Raw genomic sequence first — 22,723 nt, forward strand, 5'->3', positions numbered from 1 at the left:
TTCACGCATCTACTGTATGCATATACATAGCGTGCGATTAAATAGCATAAAAAGCGAGGTATTTATGTCTTTAGAAAAAGTTGTGTATCGGGCAAAAGCCAAAGCCACCGGCGGTCGTGACGGTCGCGCTACCTCTTCTGATGGTGTGCTGGATGTGAAGCTGGGCGTCCCCAAAGAGATGGGCGGCGCGGGCGGCGAAGTCACCAACCCGGAACAGCTGTTTGCTGCCGGTTATTCCGCCTGTTTCCTCGGCGCGATGAAGTTTGTCGCTTCGCGCGATAAAATTGCCATGCCCAAAGACGCATGGATTGAAGGTGAAGTTGGCATTGGGCCGCTTCCTACCGGGTTCGGGATTGAGGCGACGCTGAATATCCATTTGCCCGAGATGGACGAAGCAGAGGCGAAAAAACTGGTCGATGCTGCGCACATTGTTTGCCCTTACTCTAACGCGACGCGCAACAACATTGACGTTACCCTGAATATTATTCGCTAAGCGCTGGCGGGCTCGCCTGGCGGGCCCATTATTTTGCCATACACCTTTTCCCGTCCTGTCCCTTTTACATCAGCGCCGTGATAACCGGCCAACCCGGCAAAAGGTGCCGATTTTTTGTGCGGTAAAAATATTATTTTCTGTCTTTCCGGCTGTACAAATGTTCTACTACACAGCCTCGTCGTGACACGCTTTTACCTTGTTCCATCTCTCCCTTTCACTACCTGCGATATCTCTCTTTGTCCGGATGAAAGCGAACTCTGGCACATTCAAAGGGTCACAATAGCGTTAAAACATTTCGGTTCCAGGTCGGGAAAACCCCTTTTCATGAATTATATTAAAACGTTAACCCAGCAAAAGCTCTCCATCCTGCTGGCGTTATATATCGGCATTTTATTAAATCTGCCTGTTTTTTACCGCCGTTTTGACGGCTTTTTAACGAAATCCACCGTCACTAACTGGATCTCTGCCGTTGCTGAAGTCAGCGCTATCGTCCTGCTTACCTTTTTCCTGATGCGTCTGCTGTCGCTGGGCGGGAAGTGGTTTTATCGGGTGGTGGCCAGCATGCTGGTACTTATCTCCGTTGCTTCAGCTTACTACATGGCCTTTTTTAATGTGGTGATTGGCTATGGCATCATCGCTTCGGTGATGACCACTGATATCGATCTGTCGAAAGAGGTGGTTGGTCTCCATTTTGTCATATGGATGGTGCTGGTGAGCGCGCTGCCGCTGCTGATGATCTGGCGCAATAACCTGAGCCATACCCTGATGGAACAGTTGAAAACCCCAGGGCAGCGTCTGAAACCGGTAGCCATATTATTGCTGGCGGTAGCGTTGGTCTGGTTGCCGATTCGCTATTTTGACCGCCTGCAAAAGGCGAACGAAGAGATCACCAATATCGACCTGCCCAGCTACGGTGGGGTGGTCGCGCACTCTTATCTGCCATCAAACTGGCTGGCGGCGGTGGGTCTGTTTGCCTGGACGCGTATTGATGAAAGCGTAGACAGTCGTGAACTGGTGGATCCGGCGAAGAAATTTACATACGTGGCACCGCCAGGCATCAACGATACCTACGTTGTGTTTGTGATTGGCGAAACGACCCGCTGGGATCATATGGGGTTGCTGGGTTATCACCGTGATACCACCCCGAAACTCTCAAAAGAGAAAAACCTCGTTGCGTTTCGCGGTGAATCCTGTGATACCGCGACCAAACTCTCGCTGCGCTGCATGTTTGTGCGTGAAGGCGGCACGGAAGATAACCCTGGCCGTACGCTGAAGGAACAAAATATCTTCGCCGTGCTGAAGTCGCTGGGGTTCACCTCGGAGCTGTTCGCCATGCAGAGTGAAGTCTGGTTCTATGATAATGCCAACGTCAACAATTTCGCGTTCCGCGAACAGATCGGCTCTGAAGATCGTAACGAGGGTAAAGCAGTGGATGATATGCTGCTGGTGCCGGAACTGAAAACTTCACTGGAAAACTATCCGCACGGTAAGCATCTGGTTATATTGCATACCAAAGGGTCGCACTATCTCTACTCGCAGCGCTATCCGCGTGATTTTGCCCGTTACCAGCCGGAATGTGTGGGCGTGGACGATAAATGCAGCGAAGCGCAGCTGGTAAATGCCTTTGATAACTCGATACTTTATGTCGATACCATGCTGGATAGCGTGCTGGATCAATTACGGGATAAGAAAGCGATTGTCTTCTATGCGGCGGATCATGGCGAGTCCATCAGCGACAATATGCATCTGCACGGTACGCCGCGTGAGCTGGCGCCGCCTGAGCAGTTCCGCGTGCCGCTGATAGTCTGGGCATCGGATAAATATCTGGCCGATCCCCACAACCGCAGCAACTTTGATCGTTTGCAGGCGCAGCAGCGTGTTGGTAAAACCCATCGCCAGGTTGAGCTGTTTGATTCTGTCCTCGGTTGCCTGGGTTACACCTCGCCAGACGGCGGCATAAAAGCCGCAAATAACTGGTGTCAGGCACCGGCGGTGCAGCAGGCCAGGGCATTCTGATTGTTGTCGCAAAGGTATGGCGTCGCGGCTCTTTTCCCGCCACTGAACGCTTTTCAGCCAATCGGGCAGGGCGGGTCAAAAAGCGGTTGACGCTCTTTAACAGGCGCAGTAAGATTCGCCCCCATCGGTGAGTGGCGCAGCCTGGTAGCGCACTTCGTTCGGGACGAAGGGGTCGGAGGTTCGAATCCTCTCTCACCGACCAAATTCCCGCAGTTTTGGTCGAGGCCAAAACCTCAGAAAGCCGCATTACACACTGTGTATGCGGCTTTTTTGCGTCCACAGTCCCGATGCAGCGCCATCTAGCAGCCTGTTTCTGTTCCTGAACAGGAAACTCACGCTGCAGCGCTGTAAAAGCCCTGTCACGTTAACTGATAATGGTGAAAAAAGCAGAAGTAAACCGCCATAACCTTTATGTTCCTTACCCGGGGTGCATTTGCCTTTCCGGCCAGGGCTGTTTTACCTCCTCAGATTGATGTCCTCTGCCCGGGCGCCAGGTTGCAAATAGTTGCACCTTTCGCTAAGACCTGTTTCAACACCAGCCCTCTTAACCCGCAAATTTGCCCTTCAGAGCCGTACACGCGGGCTTAGCCGTTATTATGCAAACTTTAAAGCATGAAAGCCCGACAACGCCTGATCTGCGCGCTTATTTCGCAACACATTCTACTTATGAAGATTTTTTGCTTTTTGCCTGTTTCTTATGACAACTGACCAGCATATTTCGCTGCCTGAACGTCATAACGCACGCACAATCGTTTAGTTAATCAACATTTAGCGATAAATTTCGAACGTTTTTTAGCGGTGAGAATAACTGGTGGCCTTGCTGACTCCAGGCGGATTGATGGTAATAAGCGGCTTTAAGCGAACTTTTCCACTGGATTCGAGGTGGAATACTTTTTTTTATGTTTGCTTGCGGTTACTCACACTCTGTGTAAAAAACTGACGGTTGTATTGACCTTAGTTGCAACTGTTGACAAATTGATGCCTCAATAAAGATGCAGAAGCGGATTACTCTGACAGATTCCACGGTGTCAGGTTTTCACAAAAAGACTCTTCGCTCTTTGGGTTATCAACTGATAACCCGCCTTGACCGCATAACAAAAACAGAGGTCGGGCAGGTACACACAACAACACATCACAATGGAGCAAAAGCATGATCAACTCCCTGGCCAAATCCAGGCTGCTGAAGGTCGGTCTGAGCCTGGTTGCCATGACCGTTGCCGCCAGCGTTCAGGCGAAAACTTTGGTTTATTGTTCTGAAGGTTCTCCCGAAGGCTTTAACCCGCAACTGTTCACTTCTGGCACCACTTACGATGCCAGCTCACGTCAGATTTATAACCGTCTGGTGGAATTTACTATCGGTACTACCGAGTTCCATCCGGCGCTGGCTGAGAAGTGGGACATCAGTGATGACGGTAAAACCTACACTTTCCACTTGCGTAAGGGCGTGAAGTGGCAGACCACCAAAGATTTCAAACCGACGCGCGAATTTAACGCCGATGACGTCGTGTTCACCTTTGAACGCCAGCTGGATAAAAACAACAAGTACCATAACGTTTCTGGTGGCAGCTACGAATATTTCGAAGGCATGGATATGCCTGCGCTGATCAGCAAAATCGAGAAAGTGGACGACTATACCGTACGCTTTGTGCTGACGCGTCCGGAAGCACCGTTCCTGGCTGACCTGGGAATGGATTTCGCGTCGGTATTATCGAAAGAGTACGCAGACAATATGCTGAAAGCGGGTACGCCGGAAAAAGTTGACCTGAATCCGGTCGGTACCGGTCCGTTCCAGCTGCTGCAGTATCAGAAAGATTCACGCATTCTGTACAAAGCGAACCCGGACTACTGGGGCACCAAGCCGAAAATCGATCGTCTGGTGTTCTCTATCACCCCGGATGCGTCCGTACGTTACGCCAAACTGCAGAAAGGTGAATGCCATGTGATGCCGTATCCGAACCCGGCTGACATCGCGCGCATGAAGCAGGACAAAAACATCAATCTGTATGAGCAGGCGGGTCTGAACGTCGGTTATCTCTCTTACAACGTTGAGAAAAAACCGCTGGATAATCTGAAGGTGCGTCAGGCACTGACGCTGGCGGTAAACAAAGACGCCATCATCTCTGCCGTTTATCAGGGCGCAGGTCAGCCAGCGAAAAACCTGATCCCGCCGACCATGTGGGGCTACAACGACGCTGTGCAGGATTACCCCTATGATCCGGAAAAAGCGAAAGCGTTGCTGAAAGAAGCGGGCCTGCCTGATGGTTTCGCTATCGACCTGTGGGCAATGCCCGTTCAGCGTCCTTACAACCCGAACGCCCGTCGTATGGCGGAAATGGTGCAGGCTGACTGGGCGAAAATTGGCGTGAAAGCTAAAATCGTGACCTACGAGTGGGGCGAGTACCTGAAACGCGCCAAAGCGGGTGAGCACCAGACCGTCATGATGGGCTGGACCGGCGATAACGGGGATCCGGATAACTTCCTGGCGACCCTGTTCAGCTGCTCTGCGGCGAAAGATGGTTCCAACTACTCTCGCTGGTGTGACAAGTCATTTGAAGATCAGATTCAGCCAGCCCGTGCTACCGCTGACCAGGCGAAGCGCGAAGAGTATTACAAGCAGGCTCAGGTGATCATGCATGACCAGGCACCGGCGCTGATGGTTGCGCACTCAACGGTTTATGAACCGGTCAGCAAAAAAGTCTCCGGCTATAAAGTAGATCCCCTTGGTGGTCACTACTTTGCTCAGGTAGACATTCAGGAATAAGCATCATCACTTTCGGGGGTGACGTAAGTCGCCCCGGTTTTACCCCTGTTTTACTGGAAACGGTAGAGGCGCAGCCTGGCTGCGTCGCGGTCGGGTCTACCCGATCGTCAGATGTGAGTAATAACTAACCCTTTGGCGACTGCCAGCGGGTAACGAGAGAAACCGGATTATGTTGCAGTTCATACTCCGACGTCTGGGCCTTGTCATCCCAACGTTTATCGGTATCACCTTATTAACTTTCGCGTTTGTCCATATGATCCCGGGCGATCCGGTGCTGATCATGGCAGGCGAACGCGGGATCTCCCCCGAACGTCACGCCGAGCTGATGGCTCAGCTTGGCCTCGATCAGCCGATGTGGAAACAGTATCTCACCTATATCAACGGGGTGATGCATGGCGATCTCGGGATTTCGCTGAAGAGCCGTACTCCGGTGTGGGACGAGTTCGTACCGCGCTTTAAAGCGACGCTGGAGCTGGGTATCTGCGCAATGATTTTTGCTGTGGCAGTGGGTATTCCGGTTGGGGTACTGGCGGCAGTAAAACGCGGTTCTATCTTCGACCATACCGCGGTAGGCATCTCACTGACCGGCTACTCCATGCCGATCTTCTGGTGGGGCATCATGCTGATTATGCTGGTTTCGGTGCAGTTGAACCTGACGCCAGTATCGGGGCGTGTAGGGGATACGGTCTTCCTGGATGAAACCTATCCGCTGACCGGCTTTATGCTCATCGACACCTTTTTCTGGGGCGAACCCGGTGATTTCCACGATGCCGTGATGCATATGATTCTGCCGGCTATCGTGCTGGGCACCATTCCGCTGGCGGTTATCGTACGTATGACACGCTCGGCGATGCTGGAAGTGCTGGGTGAGGATTATATCCGCACCGCGCGCGCCAAGGGCCTGACGCGGATGCGTGTCATCGTGGTGCATGCGCTGCGTAACGCCATGCTGCCGGTAGTTACCGTGATTGGTCTGCAGGTCGGCACGTTGCTGGCGGGTGCCATTCTGACGGAAACCATCTTCTCGTGGCCGGGGCTCGGACGCTGGCTGATTGAAGCGCTGCAACGCCGTGACTATCCGGTGGTGCAGGGTGGCGTGCTGCTGGTGGCTGTCCTGATTATCCTGGTCAACCTGCTGGTTGATCTGCTGTATGGCGTGGTTAACCCACGCATTCGACATAAGAAATAAGGGGGGCATCATGTCTGTTGTTGATCCTGCAAGCGTAACCGCTGCACCCAAGCCGATGACCCCGTTTCAGGAATTCTGGCACTACTTTAAACGTAACAAAGGCGCGGTCATTGGTCTGGCTTACATCGTGATTATGCTGCTGGTGGCGCTGTTTGCTGGCGTACTGGCCCCGCATGCGCCTTCCGAACAGTTCCGTGATGCGCTGCTGCATCCGCCGGTCTGGCAGGAGGGCGGCAGCTGGCAGTTTGTTCTTGGTACCGATGACGTCGGCCGCGATGTGCTGTCACGCCTGATGTATGGCGCACGCCTGTCACTGCTGGTGGGCTGCATGGTGGTGGTGCTGTCGCTGATCCTGGGCGTTATCTTTGGTCTGATGGCGGGCTACCTTGGCGGCGTAATCGATGCCACTATCATGCGCATCGTCGATATCATGCTGGCGTTACCCAGTCTGCTGCTGGCGCTGGTGCTGGTGGCAATTTTCGGCCCCTCTATTGTTAACGCCTCGCTGGCAATCACCTTCGTGGCGCTGCCGCACTACATCCGTCTGACACGTGCAGCAGTACTGGTAGAAGTGAATCGCGATTATGTGACCGCCTCCAGCGTAGCGGGTGCCGGTACGCTGCGTCAGATGTTCGTTAACATTTTGCCTAACTGCCTGGCACCGCTGATTGTGCAGGCATCGCTGGGCTTCTCCAACGCGATCCTGGATATGGCCGCGCTGGGCTTTCTCGGTATGGGTGCGCAGCCGCCGACGCCGGAGTGGGGCACCATGCTCTCCGACGTTCTGCAGTATGCGCAAAGTGCCTGGTGGGTGGTTACCTTCCCTGGAGTGGTCATTCTGCTCACCGTGCTGGCATTTAACCTGATGGGCGATGGCTTGCGTGATGCACTCGACCCGAAACTCAAGCAGTAAAGAGGCACCGAGATGGCGTTATTGAATGTAGATAAATTATCGGTGCATTTCGGCGACGAAAAGGCACCATTCCGTGCGGTTGACCGCATCAGTTATCAGGTCGAACAGGGACAGGTGGTCGGCATTGTCGGCGAGTCGGGATCCGGTAAGTCGGTGAGCTCGCTGGCGATTATGGGCCTGATCGATTTCCCAGGCCGGGTAATGGCAGACAAGCTGGAGTTTAATCAGCGTGACCTGAAACGCATCTCCGAAAAAGAGCGCCGTCAGCTGGTAGGCGCGGAAGTGGCGATGATATTCCAGGATCCCATGACCAGCCTGAACCCCTGCTATACCGTGGGCTACCAGATTATGGAAGCGATTAAGGTGCACCAGGGCGGCAACAAGCGCACGCGTCGCCAGCGTGCTATCGATCTGTTGACGCAGGTAGGCATCCCCGATCCGGCCTCGCGTCTGGACGTTTACCCACACCAGCTGTCGGGCGGGATGAGCCAGCGCGTGATGATTGCAATGGCGATTGCCTGTAAGCCGAAGCTGCTGATTGCGGATGAGCCTACCACGGCGCTCGACGTGACCATTCAGGCCCAGATCATTGAACTGTTGCTGGATTTACAGAAGCAGGAGAACATGGCGCTGATCCTGATCACCCATGACCTGGCGCTGGTGGCCGAAGCCGCTCAGCACATCATCGTGATGTATGCCGGTCAGGTAGTGGAAACCGGCAAAGCGGTCGATATCTTTAAGGCGCCGCGCCATCCCTATACTCAGGCGCTGCTGCGTGCGCTGCCGGAGTTTGCGGCTGATAAGGCGCGTCTGGCCTCGCTGCCGGGCGTAGTACCGGGCAAATACGATCGCCCTGACGGCTGCCTGCTGAATCCGCGCTGCCCTTATGCCACCGATCGTTGCCGTGTGGATGAACCTGAATTACGCGATATTCCGGGGCGTCAGTCTAAATGTCACTATCCGCTGGATGACGCCGGGAGACCAACTTATGAATCCTGAAAACGAAAAGCAGGAATACCTGCTGCAGGCCATTGACCTGAAAAAACATTATCCGGTGAAGAAAGGCCTGTTCGGCCAGGAACGTCTGGTGAAAGCGCTGGATGGCGTCTCCTTTAACCTGGAACGTGGAAAAACGCTGGCGGTGGTAGGGGAGTCGGGCTGTGGTAAATCCACCCTGGGTCGCCTGTTAACCATGATTGAAACCCCTACCGCAGGGCAGCTCTACTGGCATGGTCAGGATCTGTTGAAGCCGGACCCGCAGGCGCAGAAGCTGCGACGTCAGAAGATTCAGATTGTGTTTCAGAATCCCTACGGGTCGCTGAACCCGCGCAAAAAGGTCAGTCAGATCCTTGAGGAGCCGCTGCTCATTAACACCAGCCTGAGCAAAGAGGAACGGCGCGAAAAGACCCTGGCGATGATGGCGAAAGTGGGCCTGAAAACTGAGCATTATGACCGCTATCCGCATATGTTTTCGGGCGGCCAGCGTCAGCGTATCGCCATTGCGCGCGGCCTGATGCTGGATCCGGACGTGCTGATTGCCGATGAGCCGGTGTCGGCGCTGGATGTGTCGGTGCGGGCGCAGGTTCTGAACCTGATGATGGATCTGCAGCAGGAGATGGGGCTTTCCTATGTTTTCATCTCGCATGATCTGTCGGTGGTGGAGCATATCGCGGATGAAGTGATGGTGATGTACCTCGGACGCTGCGTGGAAAAAGGCAGTAAAGAGGCCATCTTCAACAATCCGCGCCATCCTTATACGCAGGCGTTGCTCTCCGCCACGCCGCGTCTGAATCCGGATGACCGTCGTGAGCGCATCAAACTGACCGGTGAGCTGCCGAGCCCGCTGAATCCGCCGCAGGGATGTGCCTTTAACGCGCGCTGTCGTCGCCGTTTCGATACCTGTATGGCGGTGCAGCCGATGCTGAAACGCTATGGCGAGCAGCAAATTGCCTGCTTCGCTGTGGATCGCGATGAAGGCCAGCCCGTGCCGGAAGCGGAAAAGATCAGTCAGTAAAGAAATGAATGTTAAGGCCCCTGCCGGGCTGAGGGTTCCCCATAAATAAAGACAGGCATAGAAGGTTATGATCTACTTAGTGTTCCACCAAAAAGTAAGGTCACACCTCTATGCCTGTTTCACAAGTTTGCCATAAATTTTTTAGCCAGTCCCTGAACTCCATTCATCAGTACCGTAAAAACGCTCTGCTTGATATGACCGTGGCTCTGACGTGTGGTGCTTCGCTTTCTCTTACCAGCATCGGCAGATATCTGCCAGGCCCCGCACGTGTTAAGCACAAGATTAAGCGTGTTGACCGGCACCTCAACAGCGACCTGATGTTCAGTGATATTCCCTGTGTCTACCAGCAGCTTGTATCCCGCCTCACACACAGCCTTTCAGTTTGTGTCATTGCTGTGGACTGGAGTGGTTATCCTTCATCAGAGCTCAGTGTTTTGCGGGCAAGCTTATTGTGTGATGGCAGAGCTATCCCTCTGATGAGTAAAGTCATTTCCTCCCGCTACCAGAACAACTCTGCCGTACAAAATGCCTTTCTCGATCAGATGGCTGTCGCCATCGGCAAAGATAAGCAGGTCATTATCGTGACCGATGCAGGCTTTCGCAGCAGCTGGTTTCACCACATCCGCTCTCTGGGCTGGGATTTTGTCGGACGAGTCAGGGGCAGCCTCTATTTTCAGGTCATCGGGGATGAAGAGTGGCAGATGGCGCGGGATATTGTGTCATCAACAACGGCACGCTACCCGGGATTCGGGCGTCTGGCACGTAACGCCAGTCGTGACTGTCCGGGACATTTCTACACCGTGCATAAGCGGGCGACGGGCAGGAAAAGCAGCCAGCATTACCCCAAAACAGACAGGATGTACCGTAAAAACGCGCGTGAACCGTGGCTGCTTTTTACCAGCCTGATGGAATATAAGCCACGCGAGACAGTTAAACTTTATAGTCGCCGTATGCAGATAGAACAGAACTTCAGGGATGAAAAAAGCGAGCGCTATGGGTTGGGACTGCGGGCAAGTAAAAGCCGGGGAGAAAAACGAATATCCGTGCTTTGCCTGGTTGCAGCTCTCTACAGCATCATCCTGTGGCTGACGGGATATTACCTTGAAAGTAAGGGAATAAATCGATGGTTCCAGGCGAACAGTGAGAAATCACGCAGGGTGCTGTCGTATCTGACATTGAGTGAAAATGTCATCCGGCAGTCGCCGGAGCTCCTGTCGGGAATGAACCCCGACAGGGTGTATGCCGATATGGCCAGAGCCTACAGAAACATCATCATGGTGTACTGATAATGTTTCTGGGGATCCCTCAGCCCTGAAGGGGCCTTTTTTATTGCCAGCTTAAAACCACGTCCTGCGGGCGTGGTCATCAATACGTTTTGGCTCTGCCTTATCGTCTCTGGATTTGAATCTTACGGAACAGGCAGAGACTGCTTTTTAAGGTTTTTGGTACACCCCTATGGGGTGCAATCAAATCCGCCTTCTATGAAGGCGGATTTTTACATTTCTAACGCTTAAATCTTGAAATAAAGGGAAATTTTCTCTGCTTACAGGGGCATTTAATTTAATTGAGAGTATTTAAGGAACTAATAAAAACCTAAGCCTTTATCTGTGCGCTTTAGCAGAGCTGATTCCCCTGCCGCACGCGAATAAGGAATACCCCTTCCTTCTTTGAGACAAGCACCGGGTAAAATAGCGTTCTCATGCTGCCAGAGCAGGGCCAGACATTTTTCATTTGTCTGTCTTATGTGTATGTTTTATGGCGCTTCTTTTACTTTAAACCAGCTAATAAATTTCTGACAATAAAATCTGACTTAGTCCAGTTCTTTGCTATATTGGAATCTTAAAGATAAAACAGTTTTATTAAATAAGCTCATTTTGTAATCAGAATCTTCTCACTGTGTGCTGACAGGTATGTTATATTTCACGGCACTTTTTTCCCGTTCGCAGGCCTTGCTGATGAATAACTACGACGATTTACAGCGTTTCAAAGAGAAAACACAGACGCTCGATATCGCCTTTAAAGATATGTCGGGTCAGACCCATGAAACGTCGCGTAGTCAGTGGGCGCTTATTCGTCAGCTGGAAAACAGCGAGCAGCCTGATACGCCGCTCGGTGGAAAAGAACGTATTGATATGCCGCAGCCGCAGCCTGTTCGTCAGAGTGATCTGAGCACCCTGATACAAATGCCAACAGCTGCGGCACCAGAATCTCGTCTTTCATTACTGGATAGTATTGCAGCGAATTTACCACCTGTTAGCAGTGTGGTATCGCTCTCCCTTCCTGGGAAAGCATCGGACATGTCATCTTCTGAGGCTATTGCTCCCGCAGTTTTGCCCACGACACAGATAAAGGCGCCAGCCAGAGAAGAGAAGGCTGCTGAACCGGCGCGCTTTGGTGCCCTGTTCCGTATGCACAGCAACGAGTCGGTGAGCGTATCAAAAGAAACACTATTAAAACCGTTACTGGAGAAAATAGCGTTATGCCGTTAGTTTGTATTTGTTCACCGAAAGGCGGCGTTGGTAAAACCACGCTGGCGGCTAATCTCGCCTGGACCCTGGCCCGTACCGGCAGCAAAGTTCTGGCGATCGATTTTGACGTTCAAAATGCGCTGCGTCTGCATTTTGGAGTGCCGCTGAGCGATGGGCGCGGTTTTGTTGCCCGTTCGGAAGAGCAGGCTGACTGGAGTCAGTCCATTCTGACGACCGGCGGCAATATCTTCGTTCTGCCTTATGGCGACGTGACTGAAGCAGAACGTGAACGGTTTGAAGATAATCTGGCGAAGGATCCCTATTTTCTCAGACGCGGCCTGGATACTGTGCTGAATTATCCGGGACTGGTCATTGTGGCTGATTTTCCGCCCGGACCAGGACCTGCGCTGAAAGCGATGCGTGAGCTGGCTGACATGCACTTAGTTGTAATGCTGGCTGATACCGCCTCAGTCTCGCTGCTGCCGCAAATTGAAAAGAATCGCATGACGGGCGCGCCGCTGAATAACCAGCGCGGTCACTATTTTATTCTTAATCAAAGCGACAACCGGCGCCATATTAGTCGTGACGTGACCGACTTTGTGCAGCAGCGTCTGGGAGAGAGTCTGCTGGGCGTGGTACAGCGTGACGAAAGTGTGGTGGAAGCCAATGCCTCTCAACAGTCAGTTTATGATTTTAGCCCGGCATCAGCCGCCGCATTTGATATTGAGCTTATCGGAAAACGCGTGGCGAATATATTAAATATCAAAATCGGCAATGGTGAATTCCAGGCTCCGGCTCGTACTTCCTCTTAATTGCCTGACGTTGTCAGGCTAAAAAATCGATAGAAATCCTCAGGATAAACCATGAGTAAAATTGGCTTTTATCTTCTGTTACTGGTGCTTTCGCCTGTAGCAGCACTGATCGTCGTTACGCCAATGGATAGCCAGAAACAATATATTTTTGGCCTAATCAGCATTATGATAATGTTTTTAATGGGCTTGAGCAAAAGCCGTAAATTAACTGTTGTAATGGTGATCCTTTCTCTTTTAATGTCTACCCGCTATATGTGGTGGCGTACAACAGAGACTCTGCATTTTAATTCTGAAATCGAAGCGATTCTGGGGTTTGCATTATATATTGCAGAACTCTACGTCTGGCTGATCTTAATTCTGGGCTATTTGCAGACTACCTGGCCATTAAAGCGCACAATCGAACCTTTGCCGGATGATATTTCGCTGTGGCCAACGGTCGATATCTATGTACCGACTTACAATGAGAGCCTGGAGGTAGTGCGCGATACCGTCCTGGCGGCGCAGTGTATCGATTATCCTCGTGACAAACTGAAAATCTATGTGCTGGACGATGGCAAGCGCAGCGAGTTTGCGGTGTTCGCTGCAGATGTCGGCGTAGGCTACATCACGCGCGACGATAACCGTCATGCCAAAGCGGGCAACCTTAACCACGCATTAAAAATCACCAAAGGCGAATTGATCTGTATTTTTGACTGTGATCATGTGGCCACGCGTACCTTCCTGCAGGCCACGGTAGGGCCATTTTTGAACGATCCTAAGCTGGCGCTGCTGCAAACGCCGCACTACTTTTACTCGCCGGATCCCTTTGAGCGTAACCTGCGCGCTGCACGCAATATGCCCAATGAGGGTGCGCTGTTTTACGGGCCGATTCAGCAGGGCAATGATAACTGGAATGCGACATTTTTCTGCGGTTCCTGTGCTGTCATTCGTCGTAGCGCCCTGGAGGAAATCGGCGGCTTTGCCACCGAAACCGTCACCGAAGATGCGCATACCGCGCTGAAAATGCAGCGCCTCGGTTGGGGTTCAGCATTTCTGTCAATTCCGTTGGCAGCAGGTCTGGCCACAGAACGTCTGGGGCTGCACGTCATACAGCGTACTCGCTGGGCTCGCGGCATGACGCAGATTTTCCGTGTCGATAATCCATTACTCGGGCGTGGTTTGAAGTGGCAGCAGCGCTTGTGTTACCTCAGCGCCATGCTGCACTTCCAGTTCGGTCTGCCACGTGTGATCTTTCTGACCGCACCGCTGGCCTATCTGTTATTTGACCTGAACATTATTCACTCTTCTGCATCGCTGATTTTTGCCTATGTGTTACCGCACCTGATCATGTCGCTTTACGTTAACTCCCGAATGAATGGCCGTTTTCGCTACTCTTTTTGGGGCGAGATTTACGAAACCGTGATGTGTTTCCATCTGGTCATCCCAACCCTGATTACGTTGTTCTCGCCTAAGCACGGCAAGTTTAACGTGACGGATAAAGGCGGGCTGCTTGATCAGGGCTTCTTTGATTTCAACATTGTGCGTCCGCATGTCATCGTCGCCTCGTTGCTGACGCTGGCTATTGTCGCCGGGATTGTACGCGCGGTCGGGCATGACTATTTTGGCGTCGATCCCTGGGTTATCGCTCTGAATGTGGGCTGGGCCACGTTCAGCCTGATTATCCTGATGGCAGCCATTGCCGTGGCGCGTGAAACGCGCCAGGTACGTAAAACTATTCGTATTGAGGTTCAGCTACCGGCCGTTATCCATTACGCCAGCGGCATCGCGTCGCGCACCACAACGACCGATCTGTCGATGGGCGGCGCGCAGCTCAATGCGCCCGATTTACGCCATCAGCATGATGAAATTGAAGAGATTAATCTGGTGCTAAAATCCGGGGCCATTACGATTCCGGTCAGTCAGATCTCCAGCGATGATAAAAGTATTCGCCTGAGCTTTAAGGATATGCCGCTGTCGCGTCGCCGTGAACTGGTGCGCGTCGTGCTTGCGCGTGCTGACGCCTGGATCCTGCCGCAATATAAACAGGATAAAATATTGCTGTCGCTTGGCACCATTATCCGCACCGTATTTGAACTTTTCTGGCTGAGCTGGAAAGGACGTAAAGAGAGACGCCGTGCGCTTAACTCTGGAGCGGCAAAAAGAGATGACGCGGCATGAGGATTCTGAAGCAAAACATGCAGCTCAGCGCGCTGGCTGCGGTATTGATGCTCTCTTCCGCCTGGGCAGAAACGCCCACCCAGGCGCCAGAAGATGATCCGCTGTTTACGTTAACACCTCCTTCAGCATCGGAGGAGGCTGAGCAGCAGTTACGTGACGCAGCGGTGGCGGAACCTTATATGCCCGCCGCGCCCGTGCCAGAAGCCGATGCTGAGAGCCAGGCACCCCTTTCCCAACCGATAAGCACTGCGATTTCGGTGGCGCAAATGGGACAACAGCAGGGGATTACTCTGACCGGCGGACAGTTGCAGTCGGGGATCGTCTTTACTTTGCCAGCCGATGAAGTGATTACCAATGCGCAGCTGCACCTTGCACTGCGGGTTTCGCCAGAACTGGCTGCGCGCAACACTTCGCTGCAGCTGATGCTTAACGGTCAGCCCCTGGGGACTTTACCGCTGGGGGCCAGCGACAGTGATACCAGCGTGTATCAGCTGGATATTCCTGCAGCGATGGTGGTTTCCAGTAACAACCTGAGCTTTCAGATTAACGATGCAGATAAGCTGCTGTGTGAAAAAGAAGACGCCGCACGCTATCAGGTGACAATTCTGCCTGAAACCCGGTTGAGCCTTGAAGGTCAGCAGCTCAATATCGGTAACAGTCTGCGTAACTTCCCGCGTCCGTTTCTGGATCCGTTACGCATGGCTAATACCAGCATCACAATGGGCTTCAGCTCTGCGGTGACGCCTGAGGTGATGAGCGCGGCGGTGCAGGTCGCTTCCTGGTTCGGTATTCAGGGAGATTATCGTGGTGTTCATTTTCCTGTGGTTCGCGGTCAATTGCCGCAACAGAACGGTATCCTCTTTGGGCATCCGGGCGACAAAATTGGTGCGCTGACATTTCCGGCAGTAACAGCACCGACGTTACAGGTGGTCAATAATCCGGACAATCCGCTCTACAAACTGCTGCTGGTGATTGGCCAGGATGAAGCGCAGCTGCGCCAGGCTGCATGGCGCTTAACCAGTCAGCCTCTGACCAGCGAAGAGAGTACTCTGACTGTCAGCACGCAGAAAATCACCGATCGTAAGCCCTATGACGCGCCGCGCTGGATTAACACCAGTCGCCCGGTGCGCCTGAGTGAGCTGCTGCGCAAAGATCAGAGCCTGACCACGACCGGCATCTGGCATGATGCGCTGCACGTTAATTTCCGTGCCGCGCCAGATCTTTTTCTGTGGGATGGTGACACGATTCCGGTGGACCTGCATTATCGCTTTCCGGCAGAAAACTGGATTGATGATAAGCAGTCCTTCCTGAACCTCACCCTGAACGGTACTTTTTTACGCAATCTGTCGGTGAATAAAGAGGGTGTGCTGGAGAGTCTCTGGCATCGTCTGGGCGGCGACGCCCGTCAGGAACACTATCGGATCAAGCTGGATCCCTACCTGATCTATGGCGATAACCAGCTGGCGCTCTATTTCAACATCAAACCAAAGGCAGATGCGCCCTGTAACGTCGTGCTGAATAACAATATCAAGAGTCGTATCGAAGAAGACTCCTGGATTGACCTCAGTAATACACGCCATTTTGCACTGTTGCCGAATCTCTCCTATTTCGTCGGTGCCTCGTTTCCTTTTTCGCGTCTGGCCGATTTTAGCCAGACCCTGCTGTTGCTGCCTGCTCAGCCTGGTGATGCGGAAATCAGTACGCTGCTCGATATGGCTGCACGTTCCGGCAACGCGACTGGTGTGACGCTGGTACAAAACCACGTGCTGTTTGGGATGCCGGAGGGGGGAGCGAACCTGGCGCGTCTGCAGCAAAGCGATGTGCTGGCGGTCAGCACCACCCGGAATAGTGAATTTAATCAGCGGGTATTGGCCGGTACGGTTTATGACATTAACGGTGTAACTCTGGGAGTTAAAGAGCCAGATAGCTGGGACAAGCTGCTTAGCTGGATTAGCGGAGACTGGTATCGGCAGCAGCTGGATGCCGATCGTTACTTCTCTTCTAATGAATCCTGGCGCGGTTTTATCAGTTATCGCTCGCCCTGGAATAGCGAACGCCTGGTGGTCATGGCAGTGGCAACCAGCGACGATCAGCTTATGCGCCTGCATGACGATCTCAACCTGCCAGCCATTAACGCAGGTATACGTGGCGATACCGCCATTATTACCGATGAAAACGGCGTGCGCAGCTTCCGTGTCGGCCCCCGGTTCCCGAGTGGCGAGTTGCCCTGGTATCTGATGGTGGTGTGGTATGCCAACCAGCATTCCGTGCTGATGGCGCTGCTCGCGCTGCTGCTTTCTGGCGTAGCAGGGCTGGCAACCTGGGTGATGCTGAAACGTCATGCCCGGCAGCGCCTGCATTCGCAAGGCCAACGCGATTCGGCAAGAAGTAGGGATAATAACAATGAATAAAAAGTTGCTGAGTGCGGGTATTGGACATGCTCTGTTACTGGGCGGAACCCTGACGTTATCGCAGCCGTTGCTGGCCGCCGGGAGCAATAATCCGGCCTTACAGGCGTTATTTGATCAGGCGACGTACTGGCATCAGAAAGCCCACGACGATCTGGCGAAAGCGGCCTTGCAAAAAGTATTAACCGTCGAGGCGAATAATACAGAAGCGCTTTATCTGCTGGCGCTTTATGCCCAGCAGAGCGGTGACAATGAAGCTGCTGCGTACTGGCGTTCACGACTGAGTCAGGTTTCCCCTGATGATAGTCATCTGGCCGAACTGGATAATGCGCGCAAGATGCAGGCTGTTCCGCAGTCACAGGTCACGCTGGCTCGCCAGCAGGCAAAGAGCGGTAATATTGCGGCTGCTCTGCAGACCTGGCGCAATACTTTTAGCGGCGAAGAACCGCCAGCTAATCTGGCTGCGGAATATTACCTGACGATGGCTGGCGATCGTTCACTGCTGCCACAGGCAGTAGATAAATTGCGCCAGTTTGCCGCCGCGCATCCGCAGGATAAAAGCGCCCAGCTGGCGCTGGGTAAAGTGTTGAGCTATCAGGAGTCAACACGACGTGAAGGGATATCACTCCTGGAAAGCCTGGCGGAAACCAGTAAAGAAGCTGATAGCGCGCTGCGCCAGTCGCTGTTGTGGCTGGCTCCGCAGTCACAGGATGCTGAGCGCTATCAAACTTATCTGCAGCGCCATCCTCAGGACAGTGCGGTAATGGAGTATTACCGTAAAAATGTGGGCGGTGCGGAAAGAGGGGCTGGTTATGATGCCCTGAACAGTGGCGATGTGGCTGGCGCCGAACAGTTCTTCAGCAAGGTTCTGGCAGCCAACCCCCAGGATGCTGACGCGCTGGCTGGCATGGGTTATGTCGCACAGCGCAGCGGCCAGTTCGGTGCAGCGGCAGACTACCTGCAGCGAGCCGCGCAGCAGGGGGGCGAACAGAGTGAAACGCGTCAGCAGCAGGCGAATGATGCGCAATTTTACGCGCAACTGACCCGTGCCCGTCAGGCGCTGGAAAGTGGCAACAGCGTACAGGCTCTGGCGCTGAGCGAGCCCTTAACGCAGGCGGAAGGTGAAAAAGGCGTGGCCGCAAAATTGTTTCGCGCCGATGTTTTGCGTCGTGATAAGCAGTTCGAGCAGGCTGAACAAACCTACCGCGCCGTGCTGCAGTCTGATGCGGATAATCGTAACGCGAAAGAAGGGCTGTTTTATGTGCTGCGTCAGCAGAATCGTACCGCAGAAGCCAATGCTTTGCTCGGCGATCTGCCGGACAGCGTGCGTCAGAGTGTGGCGCCGCGCGGTAGCAGCAGCAGTGAACCGCTGCGGCAACAGGCGAAGCGTGCGCTGGAGCAGGGGAACAGTGCCAGCGCTATAACGATTTTGCAGCAGGGAATTCAGCGCTTCCCCAATGATGGCTGGTTGCGCCTCGATCTGGCGCGGATTTACCGTAGCCAGGGCAATAATGCCCAGGCTGCCGATGTGATGCAGCCCGTACTGCGCTCTAATGCCAGCGTCAATGAAGTGTATGCCGGGGCGATTAACGCCAGCGAAAGCGGAGCCTGGCAGCAGGCGAGTCAGTTGATGCAGCGTATTCCGGTGAACAGCCAGAACCAGGCGATGCGTACCCTGGCGCAGCGCGTGAATTTTAACCTGCAAATGGCAACTGCTGACCAGTATTTAGCGCAGGGTTCAACGGCCGCCGCCGCGAATACGTTAAAAGCGCTGGCGGTCAATCCACCGTCCAATCCTGTCGATGCAGGTAATCTGGCCAAAAAACTGGCGCAGGCTGGTGATCTGAACACTGCAGTCAAGGTTGTGCGCAGTAATATGCAGCGTGGCGTGCAGGGAAATGCGGGAGATTATGCAGCTCAGGTAGCAGTGCTGAATCAGGCGGGTCTGAGCAGCGAAGCGCAGAATTTCCTCAACAATCCGGTACTGCAGGCGCGCAGTACTCCCACGCAGCTGGCGGGCATTCGCAATGGCTACGTTATTAACGAGGCAGATCGGTTACGTGAGCAGAAGCAATATGCCGCTGCCTACGACAAGCTGATTGGCGCTTTACAGCATGATCCACAAAATCGTGATCTGATGTTTGCGATGGCACGCCTCTATCAGTCCGGCAAGATGAATAAAGAAGCGGGCGTCGTTTACGATTATCTGATCACCCAGGATACACCCGGTCAGGATGCCCGTGAGGGCGCGATTAATGTGGCGCTGGCACAAAATGATCTGGACAAAGCCAATGCGTTAGCGCGCGGCCTGGATAACAAACAACAGCCGGATCGTCTGCTGCTGCTGGCGCGCGTTGCGGAAGCCAACGGCAATCATGCCCAGGCGATGCGCTATTTACGCACAGCCCGCGGTCAGCTGATCGGCCTGCAGGGAGCGGAAAGCGGTGGCGTTCCCACCATTGGCGGACTGGCGCTGGCAGACAACCCTTTTATCAATCGTAATACGCCGCAGCAGCAAGGTTCACCCTCCAGTTACGGCAGCGTGCTGCCGTGGCAGAGCGTGCCAGCCAGTAGCGCAACATCTATTCTCCCGGATAGCGAGGCCGCAATGCCCACGGCACAAAGCCGTATGTTGCATCAGATCACTGACATGATGGACGATCTGGAACAGAAAACCGGCACCTGGTTGCAGGGCGGCGTGCAGGTTCGCGGCCGGGACGGTGAATCCGGGCTGAGTAAACTGACGGAAGCGAAAGCACCGCTCACCTGGTCGAGTGCGCCTTTTGGCGATGCACGCTTTGAGTTCAGCGTTACGCCAGTCACGTTAAACGCGGGTACCGCCAGTGGCGATGCCTGGCGCCGGCTTGGCAGCGGCGCGGGGGGCAATGCGGTACAAAACCTGGTTAATACCATTAATAACGAACAACGTTATATTGAGGGGCTAAATGCTGCCGAAAGGGCAAACTTCGCAGCGGCGCATCCCGAGCTGGTCAACGAAGATCGGCTCAAAAATATTACCTTCGATAAGCTCAATCCGCTGACGGCACAGGGCGCAGAGAATCTGGCGTGGCTCAATAACAACCGGGCCGTTAAAGATTATCTGCTGGCCTCGTCACGCAAGCCCAGCGTGACCCAGGCCGGTTCGGACAGCAGTAACACTCAGAATACCAGCGGTGTAGAACTGAGCCTGGCTCTGAAAGGCAGCAACTATAAGATCGACCTCGGCAGCACGCCGCTGGGCCAGGATTTAAGTACCCTGATTGGCGGCATCCAGTGGTCGCCGAAATTGACCGATTACCTGACGCTGATCCTGACGGGCGAGCGTCGTGCGGTAACGGATAGCCTGCTCTCTTATGTTGGTACGGAAGATAAGCTGTCCGGCAAGCGTTGGGGACGCGTGACAAAAAATGGCGGAAACGCCTTGCTGAGCTATGACAACGGAGATGCGGGCTTTTATGCCGGAGCTGGCCTTTACAGCTATCAGGGCGAAAACGTCGCCAGCAATGATAGCGTGCAGGCGAATGCGGGCGCTTACGTACGGCCTTTCCATTATGACGACCGGGAGTTGAAGCTGGGCATGAGCCTGTCATGGATGGATTTCTCTAAGAACCTCAGCTATTTCAGCTACGGTCAGGGGGGATACTTTAGCCCGCAGAACTATGTTTCTGTTTCGCTCCCGGTTGACTTTACCCGTAAGTATGACGATCTGGACGTCAAGTTGGGCGGATCGGTAGGTTATCAGTCCTACAGTCAGGATAAGAGCGCCTATTTCCCGGGCAACCCTGAATGGCAATCCTTCCTGGATGAGATGGTAAAAAGCGGTTTTGCGAAAGAGTCTTATTATTCAGGCGGCAGCAAAAATGGCATCGGCTATAACATTCATGCTGGTGCGGATTATAAAGTGAGCAAAGATATGTCCATTGGCGGCCAGCTAGGTTATGACACTTTTGGTGATTATAACGAGAGTACAGCCCAGCTATGGTTCCGCTATCTTTTCGGAGATAAATAATGAGTGAGCATATGGACGGCAGACCACAGAACCACCCCTGGCAAGCAGGCTGGTTTGATCTGCTGAGCGTGATAATTGACGGCATGATAGCTAATGCAGGTGAAGATGAAGCTGCGGCTTTTTTAAGCGTGATGGGGGAATCGCTGGCTTCACGTTACACTTTACCGGAAGCGCGCACCGTCCAGGATCTGGAGCGGGAGATAAATCTGCAGCTGGCACGTTTTAACTGGGGATTTGTCATCCTGCAGCCGCAGGATCGCGCCCTGTTAATTCAGCATCATGCGCTCCCCTCCGGGGGCAATCTTATGGAGCCCGCCCGCTGGCAAAGTGCGATAAGCGCGGTGCTGAAAGGTCTGTATGCGGGCTGGCTGCAGGGACAGGGCGGTAGCGCTGCGGTGCCTGTCGCGCTGGAAATGAGTGACGGCAATACGTTGCTGTACCGCTATCAATAAGGATGCAGAAATGAAAGAAAAGGCATTCTGGCGTCGGTGGATATTCTGTTTAATGATGCTCGTATTCAGTGCGCAAGCGGCCGCTGACAGCTGGGATATCTTTAAGAGCCGTTTCATGAATCGCGACGGTCGCATTATTGATACCGCAAATAATAATGTCAGTCATACAGAAGGACAGGGATATGGCATGTTGCTGGCGGTCGCGCATAATGATCGCACAACCTTTGATGCGCTGTGGCAATGGACACGCACCCATCTGAGCAATGAGCAAAACGATCTCTTCTACTGGCGTTATGTTCCGGATGCTGATGTGCCGGTGGCGGATAAAAATAATGCTTCCGATGGTGATGTGCTGATCGCCTGGGCTTTACAGCGCGCGGCACAACAATGGCAGGCACCTGAATATCAGCAGCAGTCCGATCGCATCCAACGCGCCATCATTAAACACAATGTGATTAACTATGCCGGGCATACGCTTATGCTGCCCGGGGCGCAGGGTTTTAATAAGACCAGTTATGTTGTGCTGAACCCTTCCTACTTTGTCTTTGCCGCCTGGCAGGCCTTTGCCACGCACAGTCATTTACAGGTATGGAATAAGTTAATTGACGACGGAATGGATCTGCTTGGCAAAATGCAGTTTGGCAAAACCGGTCTGCCTCTTGACTGGGTAGCTCTAAATGCTGACGGCTCACTGGCTCCGGCCGTGGAATGGCCGGCGCGTTTTAGTTACGACGCGATCCGCATTCCGTTGAACCTCTGGTGGTACGATCCTCAAAGCCTGCGGCTTGTTCCGTTTCAGAACGTCTGGCAGCGCTATGATCGGCAGAAAACGCCAGCGTGGTTCGATGTACTGGCCAATACACCAGCCCCTTACAATATGGAAGGCGGGCTGCTGGCGATTCGTGATTTAATCCTGGGTGAAACAGGCTATCTGAATAACAAACTGACCCCCGAACAGAACTATTTTTCTGCCAGTTTGCAGCTGTTGACATGGCTGGCGTGGCAGGAAAAACGGTGAAAAAGCGCGGTCA

At 53.4% G+C, this 22,723-nt stretch carries 15 protein-coding genes and 1 tRNA gene; all 16 read left to right on the forward strand.

Annotated features, from left to right (window positions below):
* Nucleotides 1–64: 64 nt before the first annotated feature.
* The 16 genes from E0E17_RS07685 (at nucleotide 65) to E0E17_RS07760 (ending at nucleotide 22,710) form a co-directional block, all read left to right on the forward strand.
* Complete coding sequence (locus tag E0E17_RS07685) at nucleotides 65–493, forward strand: organic hydroperoxide resistance protein (RefSeq protein WP_130833070.1); 429 nt, start codon at nucleotides 65–67, stop codon at nucleotides 491–493.
* Nucleotides 494–817: 324 nt separating this feature from the next.
* Complete coding sequence (gene eptB / locus E0E17_RS07690; RefSeq protein ID WP_130833072.1) at nucleotides 818–2,509, forward strand: kdo(2)-lipid A phosphoethanolamine 7''-transferase; 1,692 nt, start codon at nucleotides 818–820, stop codon at nucleotides 2,507–2,509.
* 125 nt (nucleotides 2,510–2,634) lie between these two features.
* Nucleotides 2,635–2,711 (forward strand) — tRNA-Pro (locus tag E0E17_RS07695).
* Nucleotides 2,712–3,659: 948 nt separating this feature from the next.
* Entirely contained in the window at nucleotides 3,660–5,270 is a 1,611-nt protein-coding gene (gene dppA, locus E0E17_RS07700) for a dipeptide ABC transporter periplasmic-binding protein DppA (RefSeq protein WP_130833075.1), read from the forward strand.
* Nucleotides 5,271–5,439: 169 nt separating this feature from the next.
* Nucleotides 5,440–6,459 carry a dipeptide ABC transporter permease DppB gene (gene dppB / locus E0E17_RS07705; RefSeq protein ID WP_130833077.1) on the forward strand — a complete coding sequence of 340 codons (1,020 nt, stop codon included), beginning with the start codon at nucleotides 5,440–5,442 and terminating at the stop codon, nucleotides 6,457–6,459.
* 10 nt (nucleotides 6,460–6,469) lie between these two features.
* Entirely contained in the window at nucleotides 6,470–7,372 is a 903-nt protein-coding gene (gene dppC / locus E0E17_RS07710) for a dipeptide ABC transporter permease DppC (protein ID WP_130833079.1), read from the forward strand.
* Between the two features lie 12 nt (nucleotides 7,373–7,384).
* Nucleotides 7,385–8,371 carry a dipeptide ABC transporter ATP-binding protein gene (gene dppD / locus E0E17_RS07715; RefSeq protein WP_130833081.1) on the forward strand — a complete coding sequence of 329 codons (987 nt, stop codon included), beginning with the start codon at nucleotides 7,385–7,387 and terminating at the stop codon, nucleotides 8,369–8,371.
* A complete protein-coding gene (gene dppF, locus E0E17_RS07720; RefSeq protein ID WP_130833084.1) occupies nucleotides 8,361–9,386 on the forward strand; it encodes a dipeptide ABC transporter ATP-binding subunit DppF in 1,026 nt (341 codons plus the stop codon). Before dppD ends, dppF begins: the two co-directional genes overlap by 11 nt.
* A gap of 110 nt (nucleotides 9,387–9,496) precedes the next feature.
* Nucleotides 9,497–10,672: an IS4 family transposase gene (locus E0E17_RS07725; protein WP_130833086.1), complete on the forward strand. Its 1,176-nt coding sequence runs from the start codon at nucleotides 9,497–9,499 to the stop codon at nucleotides 10,670–10,672.
* Between the two features lie 669 nt (nucleotides 10,673–11,341).
* Nucleotides 11,342–11,875: a cellulose biosynthesis protein BcsO gene (gene bcsO / locus E0E17_RS07730; RefSeq protein WP_130833089.1), complete on the forward strand. Its 534-nt coding sequence runs from the start codon at nucleotides 11,342–11,344 to the stop codon at nucleotides 11,873–11,875.
* Complete coding sequence (gene bcsQ, locus E0E17_RS07735) at nucleotides 11,866–12,666, forward strand: cellulose biosynthesis protein BcsQ (protein ID WP_130833091.1); 801 nt, start codon at nucleotides 11,866–11,868, stop codon at nucleotides 12,664–12,666. The genes bcsO and bcsQ overlap by 10 nt, the downstream gene beginning before the upstream one ends.
* Before the next feature lie 51 nt (nucleotides 12,667–12,717).
* The gene (gene bcsA, locus E0E17_RS07740; RefSeq protein WP_130833093.1) at nucleotides 12,718–14,823 is read left to right on the forward strand and encodes a UDP-forming cellulose synthase catalytic subunit; all 2,106 of its coding nucleotides are present in this window, start codon (nucleotides 12,718–12,720) and stop codon (nucleotides 14,821–14,823) included.
* The gene (bcsB, locus tag E0E17_RS07745; protein WP_130833095.1) at nucleotides 14,820–17,234 is read left to right on the forward strand and encodes a cellulose biosynthesis cyclic di-GMP-binding regulatory protein BcsB; all 2,415 of its coding nucleotides are present in this window, start codon (nucleotides 14,820–14,822) and stop codon (nucleotides 17,232–17,234) included. The genes bcsA and bcsB overlap by 4 nt, the downstream gene beginning before the upstream one ends.
* Nucleotides 17,227–21,240 (forward strand): cellulose biosynthesis protein BcsC, encoded by a 4,014-nt coding sequence (locus tag E0E17_RS07750; protein WP_130833097.1) that lies wholly within the window; start codon nucleotides 17,227–17,229, stop codon nucleotides 21,238–21,240. Before bcsB ends, E0E17_RS07750 begins: the two co-directional genes overlap by 8 nt.
* On the forward strand, nucleotides 21,240–21,692 hold the full coding sequence (bcsD, locus tag E0E17_RS07755; RefSeq protein WP_130833099.1) for a cellulose biosynthesis protein BcsD: 453 nt from the start codon (nucleotides 21,240–21,242) through the stop codon (nucleotides 21,690–21,692). Before E0E17_RS07750 ends, bcsD begins: the two co-directional genes overlap by 1 nt.
* Nucleotides 21,693–21,702: 10 nt before the next feature.
* Complete coding sequence (locus tag E0E17_RS07760) at nucleotides 21,703–22,710, forward strand: family 8 glycosyl hydrolase (protein WP_130833101.1); 1,008 nt, start codon at nucleotides 21,703–21,705, stop codon at nucleotides 22,708–22,710.
* The last annotated feature ends 13 nt before the right edge of the window (nucleotides 22,711–22,723 follow it).

Source organism: [Erwinia] mediterraneensis (genome assembly GCF_900604315.1).
Taxonomy (GTDB): domain Bacteria; phylum Pseudomonadota; class Gammaproteobacteria; order Enterobacterales; family Enterobacteriaceae; genus Pantoea; species Pantoea mediterraneensis_A.

Coding starts and splice junctions, on each gene's coding strand:
- E0E17_RS07685 (WP_130833070.1), top strand. CDS start 65: ATGTCTTTAGAAAAAGTTGTGTATCGGGCAAAAGCCAAAGCCACCGGC.
- eptB (WP_130833072.1), top strand. CDS start 818: ATGAATTATATTAAAACGTTAACCCAGCAAAAGCTCTCCATCCTGCTG.
- dppA (WP_130833075.1), top strand. CDS start 3,660: ATGATCAACTCCCTGGCCAAATCCAGGCTGCTGAAGGTCGGTCTGAGC.
- dppB (WP_130833077.1), top strand. CDS start 5,440: ATGTTGCAGTTCATACTCCGACGTCTGGGCCTTGTCATCCCAACGTTT.
- dppC (WP_130833079.1), top strand. CDS start 6,470: ATGTCTGTTGTTGATCCTGCAAGCGTAACCGCTGCACCCAAGCCGATG.
- dppD (WP_130833081.1), top strand. CDS start 7,385: ATGGCGTTATTGAATGTAGATAAATTATCGGTGCATTTCGGCGACGAA.
- dppF (WP_130833084.1), top strand. CDS start 8,361: ATGAATCCTGAAAACGAAAAGCAGGAATACCTGCTGCAGGCCATTGAC.
- E0E17_RS07725 (WP_130833086.1), top strand. CDS start 9,497: ATGCCTGTTTCACAAGTTTGCCATAAATTTTTTAGCCAGTCCCTGAAC.
- bcsO (WP_130833089.1), top strand. CDS start 11,342: ATGAATAACTACGACGATTTACAGCGTTTCAAAGAGAAAACACAGACG.
- bcsQ (WP_130833091.1), top strand. CDS start 11,866: ATGCCGTTAGTTTGTATTTGTTCACCGAAAGGCGGCGTTGGTAAAACC.
- bcsA (WP_130833093.1), top strand. CDS start 12,718: ATGAGTAAAATTGGCTTTTATCTTCTGTTACTGGTGCTTTCGCCTGTA.
- bcsB (WP_130833095.1), top strand. CDS start 14,820: ATGAGGATTCTGAAGCAAAACATGCAGCTCAGCGCGCTGGCTGCGGTA.
- E0E17_RS07750 (WP_130833097.1), top strand. CDS start 17,227: ATGAATAAAAAGTTGCTGAGTGCGGGTATTGGACATGCTCTGTTACTG.
- bcsD (WP_130833099.1), top strand. CDS start 21,240: ATGAGTGAGCATATGGACGGCAGACCACAGAACCACCCCTGGCAAGCA.
- E0E17_RS07760 (WP_130833101.1), top strand. CDS start 21,703: ATGAAAGAAAAGGCATTCTGGCGTCGGTGGATATTCTGTTTAATGATG.